The organism is Meiothermus cerbereus, from assembly GCF_051297115.1.
Taxonomy (GTDB): Bacteria; Deinococcota; Deinococci; order Deinococcales; family Thermaceae; genus Meiothermus; species Meiothermus cerbereus_A.
In genome coordinates this window covers 1-21,685 of record NZ_JBEVAL010000036.1, presented here as the reverse complement: position 1 = coordinate 21,685, position 21,685 = coordinate 1, and the positions used below count along the sequence as shown (strand labels likewise).

The window sequence follows — 21,685 nt, the reverse complement described above, 5'->3', positions numbered from 1 at the left end:
AGCATAGCGAAAAAGGCAGGGTCAGGTTTCCCTCTCTATGGCCTTCAGGGCCGCCTGATACAGCTTATCGAGGTCTGTTTCGCCCGTTTCAAGCTGGTGCGCGTAGGCGGCCTGGAGCATCCCGCCAAAGGCCTTTCCTGGCTTGTGGCCACGCTCAATCAGGTGCCGACCCTGCAAAACAGGCTTTACCGGCACCGGCTGGGGTTCAAAAAACTTCCAGGACTCTTTGGGCCGACGCTCGGCTCCGTCCGCTTCGTAAAGGGCTTTCAGGGCGGGCAAATGCGGCCCGGCCTGGGCCTGAAACTTGCGGATGGCCTGAGGGGTGGGCCTGGTAAAGACCGGCACCATATGCAAAGCGGTGGTAACCACCAGCTCGTCCCGCAGATGGTTGGGCAGGCGCAGGTCGCGGGCAATGCGGGGGATGAGGGCTGCACCCACCCGCTCGTGGCCGTGAAAGCTGTACCAGCCCTGGGGCCTCCATCGGGCGGTATCTTTTTTGCCAATATCGTGCAGCAGGGCGTGCCAGCGATAGGGGGGCGCGGCCCGGTCTACCACCTGCAACACATGGGTCAGTACGTCCCCCTCGGGGTGCCAGCGGGGGTTTTGCAAGAGCAGATGGGTATCTTCGAATTCGGGGATAAGCCGCTGAAGAATATCGAGATCGTATAAGTAGCGCAGGAACCGGCTAGGAACACCGTTCTCAAATGCCTTGTTAAACTCCGCCGTAACCCGCTCGATGGCTACGTGGGAAAGCACCTCCGGCGCAGCTTCACGGGCGGCTTGTAGGGTGGCCGCTTCTATCTTAAAGCCATACCGGGCAACAAAGCGACCGGCCCGGATGACCCGCAGGTAGTCCTCGCGAAAGCGCCGGCGAGGCTCGCCCACTGCCCTGATCAGGCCGGCCTCGAGGTCCTGCTGTCCCCCATAGGGGTCAATCACCCGACCTGAAGCGTCCATGGCGATAGCCCCGATGGTGAAATCGCGCCGGGACAGGTCTTCCTCGATGCTTTTGCCCCAGGCCACCCGGGCCTTGCGACCAAAGGTTTCCACGTCGCGGCGAAAGGTGGTGACCTCGTAGGGGTGGTGGTCGATCAGGATTGTTACGGTTCCATGGGCAATTCCGGTGGGGACGGCCTCGAGGCCGTGGGCTCTGGCCAGGCGCATCACTTCCTCCGGGGGCGCTGAAGTGGCAAAATCCAGGTCTTCGGGCTTCTGGCCCATCAGAATATCGCGCACCGCACCCCCCACCAGATAAAGATCGGGCAGAAAAGCAAGCTTTTGCAGTATGGAGCGATATTCCATAAGTCAGGTTTAGAGCATACCTTCGAAAGACCTACCTGGTAAGTGCTCTTCCAGCGATTTTTTTCTTCCTCTTTGGGGTTCCAGCAGGACGGTGGGGCATCAGCGTGCCTGGCAGAATCCGCTTAAAGCCATCCCGCCAGCAGGTCGTCTGCCGGCATGGCTGGAAAAGCCCCCCGCAGCCCGCCCAGCACAAACTCCTCTTCTTCCAGGATTCCCGGCCAGTCAAGGAGCAGCTGGGCAAAGTTTTCCTCTGGCCCGGCCTGCGAAGCGTGGGCCAGAACCGCCGCCCGGATGGTCTCGGCATGGGGCCGGACATCTACCCTTGCCGCCACCGAGCTGGCCGAAACCCCGTAGCGGTCGGGGTCGAAGCGGGTCTGGGCCACCCGCTCCTTTGAGCGTACCGGGAAGAACAGGCGCAAAGGTGGCGCCGCCATGCGGTTGCCCGCCCGCCAGAAAGCGCCCAGGGTGGCGCGATGAAGGTGGATGTGGTCGGCATGACCGTAATAGCCCTGCGGGTCGAACCCAATGACCACCTGCGGTTCTATCCGCATCAGGTGATCCAGAAGGGTATCTTCGATCTGCTGTAAGTCCTGGTGGATAAAGCCCGCAGGGTTGGCCAGGGCCACCTCGAGCGGATAGCCTGAGTCCTGGTAGTTCAAAAAGATGGGTGGGCGCAAACCCAGGATGGCGCAGGCGGCCTCGAGCTCCTTTTCCCGTAGTTTGCCCAGGGCCTCGCCTTTTGGATAGGCCGTGGCCTCGATGGCCGGATGCCGAATCCGGCCCTGCTCGCCCCGCGTAGCGCAAATCAGGTAAACTTCGTGCCCCAAAGCAGCGTATTTGGCAAGGGTTCCCGCACAGAAAAGCGACTCGTCGTCGGGGTGGGCGAAGATGGCGAGTAGACGCATACAGGCCCCAGTCTAATACCGGCTTCACAGAGATGCCCATCCATCGCGCCTGTACCGGGTGCCCTCCCTGCGGTCGGGTTTATCTGCGCCCACGCCAAGGCTTTTTGTGCACAGCCTTCAGCCAAAAAACCACCCGCCTGCAAAACATCGCGGGGGCTTTGACCTGCCTATGAGCCCTGGGCGCGCAGCTTGAAGCGCTGAATCTTTCCGGTGGTGGTCATGGGAAGCTCTTCTACAAAGTGGATGGCTCGAGGGCAGGCATACTGCCCGACCCGGTTACACACCTCCTGCTGCAGGGCCTGCACCAGCCGCTCGTCCGCATTTTGCCCTGGGTGCAGCTTGACATAAGCCACCACCCGTTGGCCCCGTTCGGGGTCGGGCTGGCCCACCACCGCCGCCATCGCCACCGCGGGGTGCCGGAGCAGGGCCTCCTCTACCTCAAAGGGACTTATGCGATAAGCGGCAGCCTTAATAAGGTCGTCCTTGCGGGCTTTGAACCAGAAGTAGCCCTCTTCGTCCCGCACCGCCAGGTCGCCGGTGCGAAGATAAGGCCCAATGAACTTTTCGCGCGTAGCCGCTGGGTTGTTCCAGTATTGCAAAAAGGCCACCGGGTCGGGGGTCTTCAGGGCCACCTCCCCGACCTCGCCGGGGGGTAGCGGGTTGCCTTCCTCGTCGATTACCACCACCCGATGCCCCGGATAGGGCTTCCCCATCGAGCCAGGGCGGATGGGATCCACCCTATAGCTATTCCCGACCAGCAGGTTGGCCTCGGTCTGACCGTAGAACTCGTTCACCGGAAGGCCAAAGTTCTCCCGCGACCACGCCTGTAGCTCCTCACCCAAGGGCTCCCCGCCGGCGTGGATGCTCTGTAGCTGGGGCGGGTTGGCAATCCGCCCCAGCCCACGCAACAGCTTGAGCGCAGTAGGGAAAAGAAAGGTGTGGGTCACCCCTTGCTGGCGCATCAGCTCGAGGGCCTCCTCCGGGTCGAACCGGCTGGCCCGGTGGGCCACCACGGTGAAACCGTAAAACCAGGCCGGAAACAGCACGTCCAGGAGGCCGCCGATCCAGGCCCAGTCAGCGGGGGACCAGTAGACCGCTTCGCCTTGAGGAAAGTTTGAGTAAAGGTAAAAACCTGGCAGGTGCCCCAGAAGCACCCGCTGGGCCAGCAAGGCGCCTTTGGGTTTGCCGGTGGTGCCGGAGGTGTAGATCAAGATGGCAGGGGCCTCGGATGGTGTGGGGGTGGGAAGGAAGTGGGCCGAGGCAGCCTGGGCGAGGGCCAGCAGTTCGTCGGCGTAAATCACCCTCACCCCCTCTGGTACGGCAGCCTGGAGGGCCTCGAGCGCCGCCCGCTCGCCTATCAGAAAGCGTGCACCAGAATGCTCGAGGCGGTACTGCAGGGCATCCTGCCCAAACAGGGTGGAGAGCGGCAAGGCTATGGCCCCCAGCTTGTACACCGCCAGGTGCGCCAGGGCGCACTCGAGGGACTGGCGCATCAAAAGCCCCACCCGCTCGCCGTCCTTCACCCCCAACCCCCTTAGCGCGTTCGCCAGTCGGTTTGACCACTCCCGCAGCTCACCGTAACGAACACGCCGCCCACCGGCTTCGATCAGGGCGACACGGCTTTGGTGGGCTATCGCGACCCGGTCTACCGTATCGGTCGCCAGGTTGAAGCGCGGCCAGATGGTCCAGCGAAACTTCCGGGCCAGCTCGTCCCGTGGGAGAGGCTCGAGCTGGTAGTAAATAGGTTCGACCCCCATAAAAACCCCCGATTCCCTTCCCTGTAGGCCAGCACCCCCAGTCTTACCTGCTGTACTCAGGCAACGACCAACCAGCCCCCATGGGAAAGGTCTGTCGTAATTTTACCCGCACCATAGGTCAAAGCCTGCCGAGTTTGCGGGTTACTAGTGTCAGTGCTTCAGGCGGGGGCCCCAGCAAACAAAACCAGCAAAAAACCTAATGATGCCCTGCACCGTACCCTGCTCCTGATGCGCGAGAGCAAGCAGGCTATTGCCGACTACCTGGGGGAGGTGGGCTACCTGGAAAACGAGGCTTTCTGGCAGGTGGTGCAGGCCCTGATCGAGGTAGAGCAAAGCAGCGAGGAAGGCCGAAACCTCCAGGAGCTGCTCGCGGTGCGCCAGGGCTTGCCCCAGCCCAGCAGCGCACGGCTCTTGTAACTACACCTTCACCTTACGCAGCTCCAAAAGCCCCTTCACCGGGTGCTTGCGGTCTATTTCCTGAATCAGGCGCAGCATATACACCACCGCCGCTGCGTCCCAGGCCTGGGGCCTACAGGAGGCCGGATACGGCACCGGCGGCTCCCCTTCGTGCTTGGGGTAGCCCCCCACCAGCTCCGGCAGGCGCCAGTCGGGCTGGGTCATGGCCAGGCGGAAGAGGCCCTCCATGGCCTGCAGGGCTTCTTCATAAAAGCCATAGCGCACCAGCCCTCCGATAAACAAGGCGTTGTCGTGCGGCCAGACCGAGCCGTTGTGGTACGAGAGCGGGTTGTAACGCACCTCGCCCGCACCCAGGGTACGCACCCCCCAGCCGCTGTATAGTGCCTCGGAGAAGAGGGTCTCGACCAGTTGAGGCGCCACCTCCGCCGGTACGATACCGCTCCACAACAGGTGGCCGGGGTTGGAGGTGAGGATGGCCATAGGGCGCTTTTCCCCATCCAGGCCTGCCGCATAGGTCTGAAGCGCGGGCAACCAGAAGGCCTGGTGGAAGCGGGTCTTGAGGGCCTGGGCCCTGGCTTCCCAGGCCTCGGCTTGACCCGCCTGGCCCAGCGCCCGGTAAAACTCCGCCGCCGCCCTATACGCCATATAGGCGTAGCCCTGCACCTCGCAAACCGCAATGGCCCCCTGGGCCAGCGAGCCATCGCGGTGGCTCTGGGAGTCGAAGGAGTCTTTCCAGGACTGCACCAAATGGCCCTTCTGGGTGTTGGGGGCATACTCCAGAAAGCCGTCCTGATCGGGGTCGGCGTAGTCGGTCATCCAGGCCAGGGCAGCCTCCCAGTGGGGTTTGAGGGTCTGCACCAGCTCCAGGTCGCTCGAGTCTTTCCAGTAGCGATGCAACAAAATTACAAACAGCGGGGTAGCGTCTACAGTGCCATAGTAGCGAGCAAAAGGCACCTTGCCGGTGCGCGAAAGCTCTCCCTTGCGCATCTCGTGGAGGATTTTGCCAGGGGTCTCGTCTAGAAAGGGGTTCACCTCACGGCCCTGGTACTTAGCCAGGTAGTGAAGCACGCCTTGGGTTACTTCGTTGGCCCAGGGCTGCATCATATAGGCCGTAAGCAGCGAGTCGCGGCCAAAAGGGCATACATACCAGGGAATCCCCGCTGCGGGGAAAAGCCCTTCAGGCAGCGAAAACAGCAGGGCCCGCAGGTCAGCAATGGCCTGTTCCAGAACCTGCTGGCTGCTTTCACGCTCCATCTGCAAGGGAAAGCGTTGGTGCCAGTCTTGGTAGCTGGGCAAGGGCGGGGTGTGGGGCTCAAAGGGGCTCTCGAAACGGGCTTGCAGGCACAGGCTGGCCTTCTCTTTAGGGGCCAGGGTCAAACGCCAGCGGTAGGCCTCGCTGGGCGGGGGCTCGAAGTGCAGGTGGGTCGCCAGTTTCAGGCCGTCCTCGGCGGTGTACGAGAGGCCCTCTACCTGCCGCTCCACCTTGTGCCAGCCCTTGGCCTCGAAAAGGTCGGCGAAGTCGGCCTCGGCGCAGAGCGCAACCTCCAGGGTCTGGGTTTCCAGGGAGGTGTTCTCGAGCTCCAGCCGCTCTCGGAACCCGCCCCGTTCCATCTGCAACTCCCGCCGCACCCCCACCACCTGGTCGGGGCCTTTAATCCAGCTCCAGTGCTGCACCAGCCGGTCGGGGCGCGGGCTTTGCGAGAGCAGCAAGCTAAAACCCGGCAGCTTCCAGGTGTAGCTCGAGAGGTATCGGGTATCGTGTCGGTAGAAACCCTGCTCCCCTCCTTCTACCAGACCTAGGTCGGACAAAACTGCGTAAGTATCATCTTCTTTGAGCGGAAGCATCAAAAACCTCGTCTACAGGGGGCCAGGTGTCTTCAGCTTGGCAACTCCATGGCGCAGGCTTACCTCCATCGAGCAGCACAGCCAAGCGCAACACAAAAAACCCCCTCTTCCTCTGTTTGGCTGCGGGGCTGGCCTCATCCTTTGAGCGCACTGGTGGAGACACCTTCCACAAAGTAGCGCTGGAATACCACAAACAAGATGATAATGGGGATCATGGTCAGAAAGGCGCTGGCCAGCATCAGGCCCCAGTCGCCCGCTACCCCATAGGCGCTGCGGAAGAAAGAAAGGCCCAGGGGCAGGGTGTAGTTGGTCTGCTGGCCCGAGAGCACCACCGCCGCCTTAAAGAACTCGTTCCACATGCCCTGAAAGGTCAGGATGGTCAGAGCCCCCAGGGCCGGCGTGGCCATAGGCAGGATAATACGGAAAAAGGTGGTGATGGGGGTCGCGCCATCGATGAGGGCCGCCTCCTCGATCTCACGGGGGATAGACTCAAAAAACTGCTTCATGATAAACACCGCCCCTGCCCCCACTGCACTCCAGACCACCATGCCCCACAAGCTGCCCAACAGACCCAGGTCGCGCAGCACTAAGTAATTGGAGATGAAGATGGCCTGGGCCGGTACAGTCATGGTAAAGACCACAAAGGCGAATAGGTAGTTTTTGCCGGGGAAATACATCCGGGCTAGCGCATATCCGGCCAGCGAAGCAAAGAGCAGGGTGGTCACAACTACTGCCAGTGCGACCAGAAAAGTGTTGAGCGTCCAGCGCAAAAAGAAACTGGCCCCGGTATTGGGATCCCTGGCTTCGTTGAAGACCCGCACATAGTTGCGGAACACGTAGCCAATAAGGCCCGGGGTAACGCTGTCCCAGCTAGCCACCCGTCCCCGGCGCTCAAGGCGGTTGGGCTCGAGGGTAGCCGCATAGTACTGCTGGCCCCGCGGGGCCTCGATATCCAGGGGTAGCCGGGGGACTACCGGCAGGTTGGCAGCCCCTTCGGGTTTGGGATAGGTGATGCTAAAGCCATAGGTCACAACCTGCCCTGGTCTGCCCTGCAGCACCACCACCCGCCGCCGCAGCTCCTCCACCGCCGAAACCTGGGCAAACTGCGCGGCCTGCACCTCATCGAAAATGGCCCCCAGGCCGGCCCCAGCCCGTCGAACAGGTACCACAACGGTGGGTTTTTCGGGCTCCTGGTCTTCGGGTACAAAGTAGCTCACCTCAAAAGGAATACGGGCCCCCGGAGCAAAACCACCCATCCAGGGGTTGCCCCCCCCAAGCTGGCCCAGCCGCCAGGCGGCCACCCAGTTTTTGGACTGGGTCTGGGCAAAACTGTAGCGGAAGGGCCACTCCAGCGGGTTATCCTTCAGGCTGCCCAGAAAGGCCACATAAAAAGGCCCAATGAAGAAGACCCCCAAAGCCAGCATGGTGCCGTACACCCAGCCCGCCCGGGCCCAGCGCTGACGGGCCTGGTGGTGCTCGCTTATCTTGTAAACCTTCAAAGGTCGCGTTGCCATGCACCACCCCCTAGTGGGCCTTCTCCGAGATGCCCAGAGCACGCTGCAAGAACACAATGGCGAAAGTCAGACCGGCCAGAATCAGGGCCGCTGCCGAGGCCAGACCCACCTTGCCCTCCCCACTAAAAACGTTGTTGTAGACGTAGTAGGCCAGCACGATGATGGAGTCCAGCGGGGCTGCGTCGCCCATCAGGGCCACCTGGTCAAACATCTGCAGGGTGCCAATCAGCGAAAGGGTAATCACCAGAAATGTCACCGGGCGCAGCATAGGCACGGTCACGCTAAAGAACTGCTGCAAGGGGGTTGCGCCGTCAATGGCGGCGGCCTCGTAGAGGCTTTTTGGAATGTCCTGCAGGCCCGCCAGGAAGATGAGCATCAGGGTAGGGATGGTGGTGAAGGTGTTCAGGATGATGATGCTCCAAAGCGGGATGGGAATACCCAAAAAGCGGTCGGGGTTGGTGAGCCAGGTAAACTCGGGCGGACGGGCCTCGAGCGGCTGCACCAGCCCCAGCCCCACCAGCCCCCAGGTCAGGGCCAGCGCCACCAGCAGCGAGATGGTAGCCAGGGCCGGGTCGAGCCAGGCTAAAGGCACCCCCCGCCAGCGCTCCCAGCCCACCTGCACCACCTGGGCCAGCATGAATACGCCCAAAAAGGTAAACAGCACCGGGCTTACCGAACCCAGGTAGCCCAGAAAGGTGTTCAGGAAGCCGGTTTTCTGGAAAAACCAGATGGCGATTACCGTAACGGCTGCCGAAGAGAGCACGCTGGGGATGTAGTAAACCGTGCGAAAGAAGGTGATGCCCCGAAGCCGCTGGTTGAGCACCGCAGCCAGGGCCAGGGCCAAAAAGGTCTGAATGGTCGTGACCACCAGCATAAAGCTGATGGAGTGGGTGAGGGCCGCCACAAAGCGAGGCTCACGGAACAGCTCGACAAAGTTGGCCAGCCCCACAAAACGGCTGGACTGCCCAATCAAGGTGGCGTCGGTAAAGCTAAAGCCCACCGTACGCACGAAAGCAAACACAAAGAAAATGCCCAGGTGAATAAGAAACGGAGCCAGAAACAAAAGCGCATACAGCGCTTCGGTTCGTTGGGCGCGACGCATACATTCCCCCTAGGGGAATGGAGCAGGGCAGCCCCTGCTCCATCCCGTCAAACCGCCTAGCGCACGATGCGGTTTAGCTCGGCCTGGGCGTCGGCGATGGCCTGATCAACCGACTTCTTGCCACTTATTACCGCCTGCAGGGCCTCGTTAATGGGGCGCATCCAGTTACCCCCATCCAGCGCACCAAACTTGAAGGGCAGCACCGCACCGCCCACGCTGGTCGAACCCTGGAAAACCACCCGGTTGAGCTCGTTCTCCTTGCCCGGGCGCTGGAAGATGGGGCTGTTGGCCAGGGCACTGCGGCTGGGAAGGGCCAGGCCGCGGGAGAGAATCCAGTTCTGGGCTTCCGGGCTGGTTAGCTGGCGCAACACTTTGGCTGCAGCTTCCTTGTTCTTGGAGGCTGCGTTCATGCTCCACGAAACGGTAAAGATGAAGTTGCCCCGCTGCTTGGTTACCGGGTCGAGGGGGATAAAGGTGGTGCCATAGCGCATGTTGGGGGATTTGTCGCGCAAGAAGCCGCCAATCCAGGCCCCCTCGATGGCTACTGCAGCCTTTTCGGCCCCAAAGCAGCCGCCCGTCCAGCCCTCACCCAGGTCCTGGGCGTACTTGCCGGCCCCGTCCTTGACCAGGCTGGTGTACCACTCGAAGGCCCGGCGGAAGTTGGCGTCCAGCACGGTGCGACCCTGGGCGTTGAAGGGACGCCAGCCGGTGGCATAAGCAAAAGCCCCAAAGCGGGCATAATCGGCCACTACGCAAAGCCCAGCCACATCCTTAACGGCAGCCTGAACCCGCTTTAGCTTGTCTTTGAAGGTCTCCCAGGTGTCGGTCTGGTTGGGGTAGGGCACCTTGGCCTCGTCGAAGAGGTCTTTGTTGAATTGCACGGCCAGGGTGTTGAAGTCCTTGGGCAGACCGTAGACGTTGCCACGCAGGGTAAAGGCGTTAAGCAGGTTGCGATTGAAAACGGCCAGTTCTTGCGGGGTGAAGTACTTGTTCAAAGGCTCCACCCGACCCGAAGCAAACAGCGGCTCCGACCAGAAGATGTCCACATAAAAGAGGTCGGCAGCCGTACCGGCCGAAAGTGCGTTGAGCAGGGTGGCCCGGTAATCACCCTCGATGCCCTGGTACTCGGCCCGAATGCCTTCTTTTTCCAGCGCCGGGTTCACAATCTCCCGAACCAGGCTGCTGAGGATTGCGGTATCGTTGCCGCCAAAGCCCTGCAGCTTTACTACCGTTTGCGCTGAGGCCAGGCTCAGCCAAGCCAGGGCCAGAATTGCCAGTATCTTCTTCATGGGTTCCTCCTAAAAACATCTCGCCATTTGCCGATTCAACCAGTAATGTGTCGCCTAGCCTCCCACCTCCTTCAAGCAGGTTGTGCCCCGTACCACCAGGCGCACCGGCACCCGCACCCCATAGGGGCGAACCCCTGTCAGGGCTTCTTTGAGCAGACGCGCGGTGGTACGCGCAATTTCTGCGATGTCCTGCCGTACGGTGGTGAGTTGCTCGCCTACCTCGGGCAGGTCATCGTAGCCCACCAGCGAGACGTCCTGCGGCACCCGCTGGCCCAGATCTTCCAGTGCAGCCAGCGCACCCACCGCCATCTCGTCGGAAGCAGCAAAAAGAGCGCTGAAGCGCAGGCCCCCCTCCCAGGCCTTGCGAACCACCCGGTAAGCGGTAAGGGTAGAGAAGTCGCCATCTAGGACCAGCTCGGGACGGTAAGGCACCTGGTAGGCCTCGAGGGCCTGTCGGTAACCGCGCAGCCGTTCCCGTCCGGCCTGGTGCTGGGGCTGGCCGGTGAGGTGGGCAATCTCACGGTGGCCCAGCTCGAGCAGGTGACGGGTGGCCGCATAGCCCCCCCCTTCGTCGTCCGGCGCCACCCAGAAAGCCCCTGGGTATACCCCAACCAGCACGTGGGGCGTTCCGGCCAGGGCCAGGGCCTCCAGGCGGGGGTCGTGGTCGTGGGCGCCCAGCAGGATGTAGCCTTTTGCTGGCCGCAAAGGCAACCCCGCGGGATCGGTGGGGGTCTCCTCCAGGCGCAGCCCCGCCTGCCAGAGCGCTTCGGAGAGGTGCTCAAACAACAGCACGAAGTAAGGGATGTAGCGCCGCACCCCAGGGGCCAGCAGAATACCCACCGTGTCGCCTTTGCCAGTAAGCTCCCGGGCAGCCTGCATGGGCACGTAGCCCAGACGTGCCACCACCTCGAGCACCCGTGCCCGGGTCTCGGGGTGTACCCCCGGTCTCTGGTTCAAGACCCGGCTTACCGTACCGGTAGATACCCCGGCCAGGCGGGCCACGTCTTGAATGGTGGGGGTTTGTTGGTTTTCCATACTTGTAATCGTTTACAGATTTTCGCTTATAATAAACACGACTCATAAGATTGTCAATAACGCAATAATATTTTGATATGACGTGAGTCACTAGGAAGATTTTTGTAATCGTTTACAACATTTCTTTTTTTCCACCGCCACCCGCCCTGCCCGCAGCTTTTGCACCACGCCGCCTAGGGCTGCCTGATAGAGCGCTCTTCACACGTATTGAGCCGATCAAAACTTGATTACTTTGTCCTGCACAGCACAGTTACCTCCCGGATGGGAGGCAACGTCTGTGAAGAGTGCGATAAGATGGGGCCGACATGAAAGGACTTATTCTTGCTGCCGGACGAGGCACCCGGCTTCGCCCCCTAACCCACACGCGCCCCAAGCCGGTCATTCGGCTGGCAGGCAAACCCATCATTCGCTATGCGGTGGACAATCTGCTCGAGGCTGGTATTGCCGAGGTGGGGGTGGTGGTCTCCCCCGACACCATAGAGGACATTAAACTGGCCCTCAAAGATTGTTCGGGTGTACAGATTACCTACATTGTGCAGGAAGAAGCCCTGGGTATAGCCCACGCGGTCGGCACTGCCCGGGAGTGGCTGGGGCAGAGCCCCTTTGTGCTGTATCTGGGTGACAACCTCTTCCAAAAGGGCATCAAACCCTTTGTGGATGCGTATAGGCCCGGCCTGGGCGCCGTTATTGCCCTGGTGCGGGTGCCCGACCCCAGGCAGTTTGGGGTAGCCGTGCTGGAGGAAGGGCGCATCAAGCAACTGCTCGAAAAGCCCAAAGAACCCCCCTCCGACCTGGCGGTGGCCGGGGTTTATGTGTTTGGCCCGGTCATTATGGAGATAATTGCCAACCTCGAGCCCAGCGCCCGGGGCGAGTACGAAATCACCGATGCCATCCAGGCCCTGGTGGACCAGGGTCACACTGTGCTGGGGCAGGAAATTACCGGCTGGTGGAAGGACACCGGACGCCCCGCCGACCTGCTGGATGCCAACCGGCTCTTGCTGGTAGAACAAAAAAGCCCTACCCCGGTTATCGAAGGACAGGTGCACGAGAGCCAGGTTACCGGCAGGGTGGTTATCGCCAAGGGCGCGGTGGTCAAAAACAGCACCATCCTGGGCCCGGTTCACATAGCCCCAAACGCCATTATCGAGGGGGCCTACATTGGGCCTTTCACCTCCGTGGGCCCCAACGCCATCGTCCGACAGGCCGAGGTGGAGTACTCCATTCTGGAAGACGGCGCAGTGGTCGAGGATGTACCGCTACGGCTGCACGAGTGCATCCTGGGCGTAGGGGCCAGGGTCACGCGTCGCCATGGCCTGCCCAAAGCCCACAAGCTGGTGTTGGGTGATTTGAGCAGCCTCGAGCTGGCCTGATATGAACCCAGCAAAAACAGCAAATCACAGACATTTCTTACGACGTCTTTAACCTTGCTTGCACACCGCTTTGACATGTGCGGGGTATAGTCGCAGGTGGAGGTGGTTTATGTGGCCGTTTGGAAAGTCATTGTCCGCTCGAGTTCAGGATGCCATTAACCAGTGGCCCCCCCTGCAGGGACTGGGCCTCACCATTGAAGAAAAAGGGGGAAATGTCCGTATTACCGGCGCAGTGCCCCGTCAGCCGCACCTGGCCCTTCTGCAGAGCACGGTGGAGGGTGTCAAAGGGGTTAAATCGCTAAACCTGAGCGGGGTTATTGTAGCCCAGCAAGAGGTTTCCCAGGCCGCAATCGCCGCCGAAGAGGAAGTCATCCGCAAGGCCACCGAGGCCAGCAAGCTGGCCAAAAAGGTGCTCGCCACCCTGGAAGCCAACAACGAGCTCAAGGACGACCCCATCGCGGTGCTGCAAAAAGGCAGCGGGGTGGTGCTGCAAGGCGCGGTGGACAGCCAGCACGAGTTCAACCTGGCCGTCCAGCTTGCTAAACAGGCCGGGGCCACCGAAGTAGATGCCAGCGGGCTGAAGGTGGTCGAGGGTGCTAAAGCCAGGTTTGCCACCGAGCAGGGCGGGGTCAACATCCCCGACGAGTGGTACACCGTGCAGCCCGGCGACACCCTCTCGGGCATTGCCCTCAAGTTTTATGGTGATGCCTCCCGCGAGAGCTACATGAAAATAGCCAGGGCCAACAACATCGCCAACCCCGACCTGATCCAGGTGGGGCAGAAACTGCAAATCCCCCGATAGAGCGCTCTTCACAAATATTGGGCTGTTCCCAACTTGATGGCTTTGTCCGGCACAGCACAGTTGCCTCCCGGATGGGAGATACCGTCTGTGAAGGGTGCGATAAAACTTGGTTGTTGCAAGCCCCCGTCTGGGGGCTTTTTTTGTTGGCGGCCTGATCTACCGGCCCTCCCGGTATCGCCGCAGGTTCTCCATATCTTCTTGCACCAGGTCATCCCGCCAGGCCAGCGATTCGAGGTGGTGGCGCAGTTCGTGCACCAGGGTTTCCCAGATTTCACCCTCCCAGTCAAACTCGGGATCTGCGGCGGCCAGCGCAGCAAAAGAGCCATAGAACAGAATAATGTGCCGTCCAATACCCGCAAAGCCTCCCAGTACCGAAGGGTAGCCAGGGTCGTAGTACTCACCCAGGCGTAGCAGTTGGGGTTCATCGGGATCAGTTTTTAGCTGCTCCAGCACATGAATGCCCTGCAAGCCACGCTTGTACTCGGATGGAATTTCATCCCATAAGCGCGCTGCGGTTTCGACAAAGGCCTCGTAGGTCATCGGGCCCAGTGTGGCACAGGTAGATGAAACCAAGCGTGAGAACAGGCGGGCCTGCTTGCTTCTTGACAAATGTTTAGTCTTGCCTAAAAATGAAAGCCTGTCTAGTAAGGCTTGCCTAAATCTCAGGGTAAAAACCATGAATAAAAATGCCAGCCGAACCCCACTCTCTGAAGCCCAGGAAGACTACCTGAAGCAGGTTCTGTTGTTGGGCAGCGGCAGTGAAGGCACCGGCAGGCTGGAGGATACCCACCCGGTGTCTACCCAATCGCTGGCCGACCAGATGCAGGTTAGGCCCGCTTCTGTAACGGGTATGCTCAAAAAACTGGCCGAGTTGGGGCTGGTGGAGTACGAAGCCTATCGGGGAGTGCGGCTCACCAGGGCCGGCTATAAGGTAGCCCTCGAGGTCCTGCGCCACCACCGGCTGATTGAGGCCTATTTGCATCAGGCCCTGGGCTATGGCTGGGAAGAGGTTCATGCCGAAGCGGAGAAGCTCGAGCACCACATCTCCGAAGCCTTTGAGGCCCGCATCGCCGAGTGGCTGGGCCACCCCGCCTACGACCCCCACGGCGACCTGATCCCCAGCGCGGCCCTCGAGCTCCCCCCCGCCACCCCCAACCGCTGCCTGAGGGCCCTGGAAGAAGGTACCCGCGGCCTGGTGGCCCGGGTCGCCACCCAGGACCAGGACGCGCTCAACCTGCTGGCCCACCTGGGTCTCAAGCCCGGCGCACCCCTCCAGCTGCTCGAGCAGGTAGCCGAGGGCAGCCGCATCCAGGTAGGTAGCCAGCGCTATTTACTGCCAGCCAGCCTGGCCCAGGTGCTGTGGATACAGCTCGAGGGAGAACACCATGCACATCGGTAGTTATCTCAAATCTTCTGTGCTGCTAAGCCTGCTGACGCTGGGTCTTTCTCCACAAGCCAGCGCCCAGCAACAGGACAAAATTGCCCAGCTTCTACCCGTCCAACAAACCCCCCTGCAGGTCGTAACCACGGTCAACTTCATCACCGACTTAGTGCAGCAGGTGGGCGGCAACCGCGTGCGGGTAACAGGCCTGATGGGGGCCGGGGTAGACCCCCACCTGTACAAGGCTTCGGCGGGGGACGTGCGCAGGTTGCAGCAAGCCCACCTCATCTTCTACGCGGGGTTGCACCTGGAAGGCAAGATGGTGGAGCTGCTGGAACGCCTGCCCAAGGCCATTGCCGTAACCGATGCCATCCCCCGCGAACGCCTGATCCGCCCCCCCGGAGGCTTCCAGGGCCAGTACACCTACGACCCCCACGTCTGGTTCGACGTGACCCTCTGGCAGCTCACGGTAGATCGGGTGCGCGATGCCCTGAGCCGGGTCGACCCGGCGGGTAGCGCCTACTACCGGGCCAGTGCGGCCGCCTACCGCCAGCGCCTGACCCAGCTCGATGCCTTTATTCGTCAGCAAATCGCGCTGGTTCCACCCCAGCAGAGGGTACTGATTACCGCCCACGACGCATTTTCCTATCTGGGGCGGCGCTATGGCCTCGAGGTGCGCGGGCTGCAAGGGATCTCAACCGTCTCTGAAGCCGGCACCCGCGATGTGCAGGAACTGGCCGACTTCATCGTTCAGCGCAGGATTCGCGCCATCTTTGTGGAGTCCAGCGTACCCCGGCGGCCCATCGAGGCGGTGGTGGCCGCGGTGCAGTCCAGAGGCTGGAGCGTGGTCATAGGGGGCCAACTGTTTTCCGATGCCGCCGGCAACCCCGGCACCCCCGAAGGAACCTATGTGGGCATGATGGAACACAACATCCGCACCATCGTGAACGGCCTCTTGGGGAGGCAGCCGTGATCACGCATCCCAACCAAGCCGGCCAACGCTGGGGGCTCGAGGCCTCCAGCCCCCTCAGCGTGCGTGACCTTACCGTGGTCTACCGCGAGAAACCCGCCCTGTGGGATGTGGACTTAGAAATCCCGGCGGGGCAGCTATGCGCCATTGTGGGCCCCAACGGTGCGGGCAAGTCCACCCTGATTAAGGCCGTGCTGGGGCTGGTACCCAGAGCCTCGGGACAGGTTCGCTTCTTTGGTCAAAGCCTGGCGCAGGCCCGCAAACACATTGGCTATGTGCCCCAGCGGGGGTCGGTAGACTGGGACTTCCCCACCAGTGTGCTGGACGTGGTGATGATGGGGCTTTATGGCAAGCTGGGGTGGTTCAGGCGGCCTGGCCCGCGCGAGCGCGAAGCCGCCCTGCGCTGTTTGGAGCAGGTCTCGCTGCTCGAGTTCGCCCACCGGCAAATCTCGCAGCTATCCGGCGGCCAGCAACAACGGGTATTCCTGGCCCGGGCCCTGGCCCAGGACGCCGACCTCTACTTTATGGATGAGCCCTTTGCAGGAGTAGACGCCGTTACCGAGGAGGCCATCCTGCGTGTGCTGCATGAGCTTAAAGGGCACGGCAAAACCGTGGTGATAGTCCACCACGACCTTCAAACCGTGCGCGACTACTTCGACCACCTGACCCTGCTTAACGTGCAGGTGATCGCCAGCGGAGCTATGGGCGAGACCTTCACACCTGAGAACCTGAAACGAACCTATGGCGAGCGGATGCGCTGGGGAGAGGGGGAAAGGGGTAAGGAAACACCCTAAGCTCAGCCAAAGCCCCCTTCCTGAAGTCTTCTTTTGCATCTTTCCTACCCTGCTATGTCTGAATTGCTGCTTATCTTCACCGACTACACCCTGCGCAACGTGGCGCTGGGCTCGGCCATATTGGGTGTGGTGGGCGGGGTGCTGGGCACCTTTGCGGTGTTACGCCGCCAGAGTTTGATGGGGGACGTGCTGGCCCATGCAGCGTTGCCGGGCATCTGCCTGGCCTTCATCCTTGCCGGCACCAAGACCCCGCTAATTTTGCTTTTAGGTGGAGGCCTGGCTGGCTGGCTGGCCGCCTTGCTGGTGCTGGCCGTTTTGCGGTACAGCCGCCTGCCCGAAGACTCGGCCTTAGGAGTAATGCTCAGCAGCTTTTTTGGGTTTGGCATTGCCCTGCTTACTTTTATCCAGCACAGCAACAACGCCAGCCAGGCCGGGCTGGATCAATTTCTTTTCGGGCAGGCCGCTACCATCGTGGCCTCGGATGTGTTCAACTTTGTGGTGCTGGGCGGGATTGCTCTCTTGAGCGTGGCCCTTTTCTACAAAGAGTTCAAGCTGCTCTCCTTCGACCCCGCCTACGCCCACAGCCTGGGGCTGCCGGTGCAGGGCCTCAGCACCCTGCTCACCTCGCTAACGGTGCTGGCGGTCATGGTAGGGCTACAGACCGTAGGGGTGGTCTTGATGGCCGCCATGCTGATCGCACCGGCAGCAGCCGCCCGCCAGTGGACCGACCGGCTCAGCGGCATGATTGGGCTCTCGGCGCTGTTTGGGGCCCTAGCCGGGGTTAGCGGGGCCCTGATCTCGGCCAGCCGCGAAAACCTGCCCACCGGCCCGCTGGTGGTGCTTACCATGAGCGCGATCCTGCTGATTTCACTCCTGCTGGCCCCACAACGGGGGCTGGTGTGGGACTGGGCACGTACCCTGCAAAACCGCCGCCGGGTTCGCCTCGAGCGCCTGCTGCTGGAAGCCCAGATGCTCCACCAGCACCAGCCTCTCACCCCCCAGGCCCTGGCGCTACACCGGCATGAATCGCAATCGGCGGCCCAGCAACACCTGGAGGAACTACAGTCGCGCGGCTGGCTCGAGCCAGGCCAGCAAGGCTTCCGCCTGACCCCGGCGGGCCAGCAAAAAGCCCAGGAGCTCGAGCAAGCCATGCGGGTCTTGCCCAAATCCCCCGAGGACAGGTGATATGAACGCCGATCTGGTTATCGTGCTAACCGCCATTTTGGTCTCTGTGGCCTCGGCCCTGGTAGGCACTTTTCTGGTGTTGCGCCGCATGGCCCTTTTGGCCGACGCCATCTCCCATGCGGTGCTGCCGGGCATCGTGATGGCCTACTGGCTTTCTGGCGGCGGAGGGGCAACCCCAACGGCCTTACTGGGGGCTGCTGCCGCGGGCCTGGTAACCGTAACCCTGGTGGAGTGGCTCACCCGCAGCGGCAAGGTCAAAAACGACGCCGCCATCGGAATTGTCTTCCCTGCCCTGTTTAGCTTGGGGGTGCTTTTGGTTTCGCTTTATTTTCGCCAGGTGCACCTCGACCTCGACGCAGTGCTCTACGGCGAAATTGCCTACGCCCCCTTCAACACCCTGACCCTGTGGGGCCGGGAAATCCCCGAGTCCTGGCTGATGATGGGGTCGCTAACCCTGCTCAACCTGCTCTTTGTGCTGCTGTTTTATAAAGAACTCAAGCTTTCCACCTTCGATGCAAGTCTGGCCGCCACGCTGGGTTTCGCACCAGGCCTGCTGCACTATGCCCTGATGACCCTGGTCTCGTTTACCTCGGTGGGCGCCTTCCAGTCGGTAGGGGCCATCCTGATTGTGGCTTTCCTGATTATTCCCCCCGCCACTGCCTATCTGCTCACCCAGCGCCTGCCGGTCATGCTGGGCCTGGCGGTGGGGGTGGGGGTGGTTTCCAGCCTGGTGGGCTATGGACTGGCCATCTGGTTCGATGCTTCCATAGCTGGCATGATGGCCACTGTAGCCGGCGTCTGCTTTGCCCTGGCCTTCTTATTTTCACCCCTGGAGGGCCTGCTCACTGCCCAGCTGCGCCGGAAGGCTGAGCGCCTCGAGGTGGCCGCCCGCCTGCTGGTGGCCCACCTGGCCCACCACGAGCAGGCGGTCTCCGACCAAGAGGTATTGGAGGAGTTTGGCTGGAACCCCCGCTTTTTGCAGCAGGTCAAGGAAAAAGCCCTGCAAGCTGGCTGGCTCGAGGTGTTCCAGGAAGGCTTACGCCCAAGCCCTGCTGGCCTGGCCATAGTCGCGAGCCGCGCACCTCAGCGCGGATAATTTGCGCCTCAGCGGCTCACCTCCACGCTGCTGCGGTTGCCCGCTGCGTCCACAGCGATTAGGGTCACGCGGCGCACCGGAAGCTCCACATAAAAGCTCACTTCTTTGCCCTTGGGCAGCGACAACGGGCTAAAGGTGCGGTTGTACTGCAAGGTCACCCGATCCACCCCGGTATCGTCCAGCACCCGCCCGGAAATCTGCAGCGTAGACTCGGTGCGGGCTGGGATTTCTTCCTCGCTGCCATCGGGCAGGGTGCGCTTCTGGGCTGGCTGCAGCACGGTTACGACCCGCTCAGCCCGCTCGAGGACAATCTGCGGGGGGCGGGCATCCAGCACCATCGGCAACCGCACGGTGCGGGTCTGCCCACTCGTATCGGTGGCATCTACCCTAATTTCCACCTGCCCCGACTGCGGGGCCTGTACCCGGAAGCTGAAGCGCACCAGCTTCTGCCCCCGGTTGGCTTCGGAAAGTAGCTCCTTTCCGCCCGCCTTCACGCTTTGTACCCCCACATCATCGAGGGCATAGCCCTGTACCTGCAACGAGCGCTGCGAAAGCACGCCGCTTTTGGGCTGGGTGATGCCAATCAGAGGTGGCTGGGTATCTCCCGGCCTCTGGCAAGCCGAAAATAGCAACAAGAATAAAAAAAGAAGGGGCGCGTACCGCACCCCTCCATCCTATCAGTTGCTCAGGGTCTAAAAATTATGCCCGCACGTCCGTTAAAGTCTAGGCCACCTACCCCAGGAACACTGCCTGTGAAGATGCCAAAGCCCACCTGGAGCTCACCATAGACACTGAAGGGTTGTCCTGGGAAGGCATACTCGATGCCCGCTAGGCCGTGAGGAAAGATGTAGATCCCGCCCACACCGCTGAAGGTCCAAAGGCCTACCGAGGCTCCAGCGCCAGCATACCAGCTCAGATTAAAACCCGGTGCAGCAGGAATGGCCTGTTCCAGCAGAATATAATCTGCCCCAGCCCCCAGTCCTGCAAAAGCAAGACCGGCGCCTAAACGGAAGTTGCTGACCTGGTACTGCACGCCAATCCAGGTTGGGAAGCCCGAGTAAAGGCCAAAGCCATCCGACTGGGCCTTGCCAAGAGAGCCAAACATCAACGTAAACAGCACAACCAGGGGCATTAAACGTTTCATTTTTTGCTCACCTCCAAGGGTAGTCTATCACCTTGGCGTTATATTTGCGTTACTTTAGGTAGTATAGTGCGCATTTATTCGCACATAGCCCTCGGTCAGGTCGCATCCCCAGGCCATTCCCTGGCCCTCACCCAGCCCCAGGTCGGCCTCTACCAGCACTTCTTCGGCCTGCATGGCCTGGCTGGCCTGGGCCCGGTCAAACTCGAGCACCCTTCCGGCGTAGAGGGGGATGCCTTGAAGGGAAATGCGTACTTTGTTTACCTCGAACGCCACCCCGGCCTTGCCCAGCGCCATCATGATGCGGCCCCAGTTGGGGTCGTTGCCGTAAACGGCGCTTTTCCACAAGGGGCTGGACGCTACCGAGAGTGCCGCTTTACGGGCTTCCGCATCGCTTTTGGCCCCCGTAACCCTGACGGTCAGGAGCTTGGTGGCCCCCTCGCCATCGCGGGCCAGCTTGCGGGCCAGTTCCACACAAACCTGCTCCACCGCCCTCCAAAACTCTTCCAGGTCTACCGGCCCCGCCGCGCCATTGGTCATCAAAACAGCCATGTCGTTGGTGGAGGTGTCGGTGTCCACCGTAACCTGGTTGAAGCTTCGGTCCACCACCCCCTGCCAGCCCCGGCGCAACTCCTCTTGCGAGACCGCCGCATCGGAGACGATATAGGCCAGCATGGTCGCCATGTTGGGGGCAATCATCCCGCTGCCCTTGCAAACCCCCACCACCCGCGCCCCACCCTGCAGGGTGGCCTCGGCCATTTTGGGCACCAGGTCGGTGGTCATGATGGCTTCCATGAAGGGGTCGATGTCTGGGCTCAGCCGAATGTTGGGTAGCGCAGCCTCTATTTTTTCCACCGGCAAGGGCTGCCCAATCACCCCGGTAGAGGCGGTTAACACCAGCTCGGGCACAAGCTGCTGTTGCACCGCCGCCAGTTCGGCCATACGCTGGTCGGCCCAGACTCCGTGCTCGCCGGTAGCGCAGTTGGCATTGCCCGCATTGACCACCACGGCTTGCAAACCCTGGCCTGACGCCAGCAACCTGCGGCCTCGAGCCACACAGGGCGCGGCGGCTTTGTTCAATGTTCCCACATAAGCCCAGTTACAGGGCCTTCCCGAAACCAAAAGGGCTAGGTCAGGCTTACCCGAGGGCTTGATTCCAGCCTGGGTTGCACCCGCACGAAAACCAATGGGCAGTCGCATAGCAGCAGCATATCCTCAGAATCTGCACTGGAAAAGCGGTTTTGATCGGCTGCATCTTTGCACCGCTACCGGGCCAACCCCAGATCGAGTTCCCTCAAAGCCCTATACATGGCAGCTCGAGCCTGCTCAGCCAGATTTTTCTCGCCTAAATCTTCGTAAAGTTGAACCAGGTTGAACCAGGCTTCGGTGTCATAGGGCTCGAGGCGGGTTACTTGCCGATAAGCGGCAATTGCCTTTTGCGGGGCGCGGTTGGCGTAGAAATCGGCCAGCAAGCGCCAGAGTTTAGCTTGCCGGTGCTCGACACCCCTGCGCTCATCGTCAAACCAATCGGGTAATTCGGGAAGCCAGGCCGTATCAAACCGAGCCAACAGAGCTTCGAGCCGACCCACCTCGTTCTGATTGAGCGTGGGTCGTTGCAAGAACAACTCGCTTTGCTTCTGAAAGTCCTCCAGATCGGTTTTCACCGGGAAAGCCAGCCATGCCCGGCCCTTGTTGCCTTCTACCCCACATTCCGCACCCCCCTTCACTCCAGCAGGTAATATCGCTCCACCCCCAGCAGGCGGGCTGCTGTCTCGTGATG

General features: G+C 61.4%; 20 protein-coding genes and 1 pseudogene. 8 read left to right on the top strand and 13 right to left on the bottom strand.

All coding sequences use genetic code 11. From position 1 onward, the window contains the following. Positions 1-21: 21 nt before the first annotated feature. From ABWU19_RS08985 to ABWU19_RS08975, 3 genes are all read right to left on the bottom strand, one after another. Entirely contained in the window at positions 22-1,302 is a 1,281-nt protein-coding gene (locus ABWU19_RS08985; RefSeq protein ID WP_435901370.1) for a CCA tRNA nucleotidyltransferase, read from the bottom strand. Positions 1,303-1,424: 122 nt separating this feature from the next. Further along, positions 1,425-2,207: a PIG-L deacetylase family protein gene (locus ABWU19_RS08980; protein WP_435901369.1), complete on the bottom strand. Its 783-nt coding sequence runs from the start codon at positions 2,205-2,207 to the stop codon at positions 1,425-1,427. Positions 2,208-2,374: 167 nt separating this feature from the next. Then, on the bottom strand, positions 2,375-3,964 hold the full coding sequence (locus ABWU19_RS08975; protein ID WP_435901368.1) for an AMP-binding protein: 1,590 nt from the start codon (positions 3,962-3,964) through the stop codon (positions 2,375-2,377). 228 nt (positions 3,965-4,192) lie between these two features. On the opposite strand from ABWU19_RS08975, the gene ABWU19_RS08970 reads away from it, so the two are divergent. After that, the gene (locus tag ABWU19_RS08970; RefSeq protein WP_435901367.1) at positions 4,193-4,381 is read left to right on the top strand and encodes a hypothetical protein; all 189 of its coding nucleotides are present in this window, start codon (positions 4,193-4,195) and stop codon (positions 4,379-4,381) included. Here ABWU19_RS08970 and ABWU19_RS08965 read toward each other — a convergent pair whose 3' ends face one another. From ABWU19_RS08965 to ABWU19_RS08945, 5 genes are all read right to left on the bottom strand, one after another. Then, positions 4,382-6,226, bottom strand: a complete 1,845-nt coding sequence (locus ABWU19_RS08965; protein ID WP_435901366.1) for an amylo-alpha-1,6-glucosidase — start codon at positions 6,224-6,226, stop codon at positions 4,382-4,384. Between the two features lie 134 nt (positions 6,227-6,360). Further along, positions 6,361-7,740, bottom strand: coding sequence for a carbohydrate ABC transporter permease (locus tag ABWU19_RS08960; protein WP_435901365.1), 1,380 nt, complete (start codon positions 7,738-7,740; stop codon positions 6,361-6,363). 10 nt (positions 7,741-7,750) lie between these two features. Continuing rightward, positions 7,751-8,842, bottom strand: a complete 1,092-nt coding sequence (locus ABWU19_RS08955) for a carbohydrate ABC transporter permease (protein WP_435901364.1) — start codon at positions 8,840-8,842, stop codon at positions 7,751-7,753. A 56-nt stretch (positions 8,843-8,898) separates the two neighbouring features. Further along, positions 8,899-10,131, bottom strand: coding sequence for an extracellular solute-binding protein (locus tag ABWU19_RS08950; RefSeq protein WP_435901363.1), 1,233 nt, complete (start codon positions 10,129-10,131; stop codon positions 8,899-8,901). Positions 10,132-10,185: 54 nt separating this feature from the next. Continuing rightward, positions 10,186-11,166 carry a LacI family DNA-binding transcriptional regulator gene (locus ABWU19_RS08945; protein WP_435901362.1) on the bottom strand — a complete coding sequence of 327 codons (981 nt, stop codon included), beginning with the start codon at positions 11,164-11,166 and terminating at the stop codon, positions 10,186-10,188. A 305-nt stretch (positions 11,167-11,471) separates the two neighbouring features. Here ABWU19_RS08945 and ABWU19_RS08940 point away from each other — a divergent pair, with 305 nt between their 5' ends. Both ABWU19_RS08940 and ABWU19_RS08935 read left to right on the top strand, forming a co-directional pair. Then, entirely contained in the window at positions 11,472-12,536 is a 1,065-nt protein-coding gene (locus tag ABWU19_RS08940) for a glucose-1-phosphate thymidylyltransferase (protein WP_435901361.1), read from the top strand. 109 nt (positions 12,537-12,645) lie between these two features. Then, positions 12,646-13,338, top strand: a complete 693-nt coding sequence (locus ABWU19_RS08935; protein ID WP_435901360.1) for a LysM peptidoglycan-binding domain-containing protein — start codon at positions 12,646-12,648, stop codon at positions 13,336-13,338. Positions 13,339-13,494: 156 nt separating this feature from the next. Here the strand turns inward: ABWU19_RS08935 and ABWU19_RS08930 are convergent, their stop codons facing one another. After that, positions 13,495-13,878: a metallopeptidase family protein gene (locus ABWU19_RS08930; protein ID WP_435901359.1), complete on the bottom strand. Its 384-nt coding sequence runs from the start codon at positions 13,876-13,878 to the stop codon at positions 13,495-13,497. Between the two features lie 136 nt (positions 13,879-14,014). On the opposite strand from ABWU19_RS08930, the gene mntR reads away from it, so the two are divergent. From mntR to ABWU19_RS08905, 5 genes are read left to right on the top strand one after another with little or no spacing between them, the layout of a single operon-like run. Next, positions 14,015-14,737 (top strand): manganese-dependent transcriptional regulator MntR, encoded by a 723-nt coding sequence (gene mntR, locus ABWU19_RS08925; RefSeq protein ID WP_435901358.1) that lies wholly within the window; start codon positions 14,015-14,017, stop codon positions 14,735-14,737. Then, the gene (locus tag ABWU19_RS08920) at positions 14,724-15,692 is read left to right on the top strand and encodes a metal ABC transporter solute-binding protein, Zn/Mn family (RefSeq protein WP_435901357.1); all 969 of its coding nucleotides are present in this window, start codon (positions 14,724-14,726) and stop codon (positions 15,690-15,692) included. Before mntR ends, ABWU19_RS08920 begins: the two co-directional genes overlap by 14 nt. Next, positions 15,689-16,483 (top strand): metal ABC transporter ATP-binding protein, encoded by a 795-nt coding sequence (locus ABWU19_RS08915; RefSeq protein ID WP_435901356.1) that lies wholly within the window; start codon positions 15,689-15,691, stop codon positions 16,481-16,483. The genes ABWU19_RS08920 and ABWU19_RS08915 overlap by 4 nt, the downstream gene beginning before the upstream one ends. A gap of 54 nt (positions 16,484-16,537) precedes the next feature. Continuing rightward, a complete protein-coding gene (locus ABWU19_RS08910) occupies positions 16,538-17,668 on the top strand; it encodes an iron chelate uptake ABC transporter family permease subunit (RefSeq protein ID WP_435901355.1) in 1,131 nt (376 codons plus the stop codon). A gap of 1 nt (position 17,669) precedes the next feature. Beyond that, complete coding sequence (locus ABWU19_RS08905; RefSeq protein ID WP_435901354.1) at positions 17,670-18,764, top strand: metal ABC transporter permease; 1,095 nt, start codon at positions 17,670-17,672, stop codon at positions 18,762-18,764. A gap of 8 nt (positions 18,765-18,772) precedes the next feature. Here the strand turns inward: ABWU19_RS08905 and ABWU19_RS08900 are convergent, their stop codons facing one another. The 4 genes and pseudogenes from ABWU19_RS08900 to ABWU19_RS08885 form a co-directional block, all read right to left on the bottom strand. After that, complete coding sequence (locus ABWU19_RS08900; RefSeq protein WP_435901353.1) at positions 18,773-19,429, bottom strand: hypothetical protein; 657 nt, start codon at positions 19,427-19,429, stop codon at positions 18,773-18,775. Positions 19,430-19,449: 20 nt separating this feature from the next. Next, complete coding sequence (locus tag ABWU19_RS08895; protein ID WP_435901352.1) at positions 19,450-19,908, bottom strand: hypothetical protein; 459 nt, start codon at positions 19,906-19,908, stop codon at positions 19,450-19,452. A gap of 54 nt (positions 19,909-19,962) precedes the next feature. Next, positions 19,963-21,105: a bifunctional glutamate N-acetyltransferase/amino-acid acetyltransferase ArgJ gene (gene argJ / locus ABWU19_RS08890; protein ID WP_435901351.1), complete on the bottom strand. Its 1,143-nt coding sequence runs from the start codon at positions 21,103-21,105 to the stop codon at positions 19,963-19,965. Between the two features lie 65 nt (positions 21,106-21,170). Continuing rightward, positions 21,171-21,685, bottom strand: a pseudogene (locus ABWU19_RS08885) (hypothetical protein); the annotation flags it as partial.

Excerpts from the sequence above, each read along its gene's own strand:
- ABWU19_RS08985 (WP_435901370.1), bottom strand. The coding sequence starts at position 1,302 with ATGGAATATCGCTCCATACTGCAAAAGCTTGCTTTTCTGCCCGATCTT.
- ABWU19_RS08980 (WP_435901369.1), bottom strand. The coding sequence starts at position 2,207 with ATGCGTCTACTCGCCATCTTCGCCCACCCCGACGACGAGTCGCTTTTC.
- ABWU19_RS08975 (WP_435901368.1), bottom strand. The coding sequence starts at position 3,964 with ATGGGGGTCGAACCTATTTACTACCAGCTCGAGCCTCTCCCACGGGAC.
- ABWU19_RS08970 (WP_435901367.1), top strand. The coding sequence starts at position 4,193 with ATGCGCGAGAGCAAGCAGGCTATTGCCGACTACCTGGGGGAGGTGGGC.
- ABWU19_RS08965 (WP_435901366.1), bottom strand. The coding sequence starts at position 6,226 with ATGCTTCCGCTCAAAGAAGATGATACTTACGCAGTTTTGTCCGACCTA.
- ABWU19_RS08960 (WP_435901365.1), bottom strand. The coding sequence starts at position 7,740 with ATGGCAACGCGACCTTTGAAGGTTTACAAGATAAGCGAGCACCACCAG.
- ABWU19_RS08955 (WP_435901364.1), bottom strand. The coding sequence starts at position 8,842 with ATGCGTCGCGCCCAACGAACCGAAGCGCTGTATGCGCTTTTGTTTCTG.
- ABWU19_RS08950 (WP_435901363.1), bottom strand. The coding sequence starts at position 10,131 with ATGAAGAAGATACTGGCAATTCTGGCCCTGGCTTGGCTGAGCCTGGCC.
- ABWU19_RS08945 (WP_435901362.1), bottom strand. The coding sequence starts at position 11,166 with ATGGAAAACCAACAAACCCCCACCATTCAAGACGTGGCCCGCCTGGCC.
- ABWU19_RS08940 (WP_435901361.1), top strand. The coding sequence starts at position 11,472 with ATGAAAGGACTTATTCTTGCTGCCGGACGAGGCACCCGGCTTCGCCCC.
- ABWU19_RS08935 (WP_435901360.1), top strand. The coding sequence starts at position 12,646 with ATGTGGCCGTTTGGAAAGTCATTGTCCGCTCGAGTTCAGGATGCCATT.
- ABWU19_RS08930 (WP_435901359.1), bottom strand. The coding sequence starts at position 13,878 with ATGACCTACGAGGCCTTTGTCGAAACCGCAGCGCGCTTATGGGATGAA.
- mntR (WP_435901358.1), top strand. The coding sequence starts at position 14,015 with ATGAATAAAAATGCCAGCCGAACCCCACTCTCTGAAGCCCAGGAAGAC.
- ABWU19_RS08920 (WP_435901357.1), top strand. The coding sequence starts at position 14,724 with ATGCACATCGGTAGTTATCTCAAATCTTCTGTGCTGCTAAGCCTGCTG.
- ABWU19_RS08910 (WP_435901355.1), top strand. The coding sequence starts at position 16,538 with ATGTCTGAATTGCTGCTTATCTTCACCGACTACACCCTGCGCAACGTG.
- ABWU19_RS08905 (WP_435901354.1), top strand. The coding sequence starts at position 17,670 with ATGAACGCCGATCTGGTTATCGTGCTAACCGCCATTTTGGTCTCTGTG.
- ABWU19_RS08895 (WP_435901352.1), bottom strand. The coding sequence starts at position 19,908 with ATGAAACGTTTAATGCCCCTGGTTGTGCTGTTTACGTTGATGTTTGGC.
- argJ (WP_435901351.1), bottom strand. The coding sequence starts at position 21,105 with ATGCGACTGCCCATTGGTTTTCGTGCGGGTGCAACCCAGGCTGGAATC.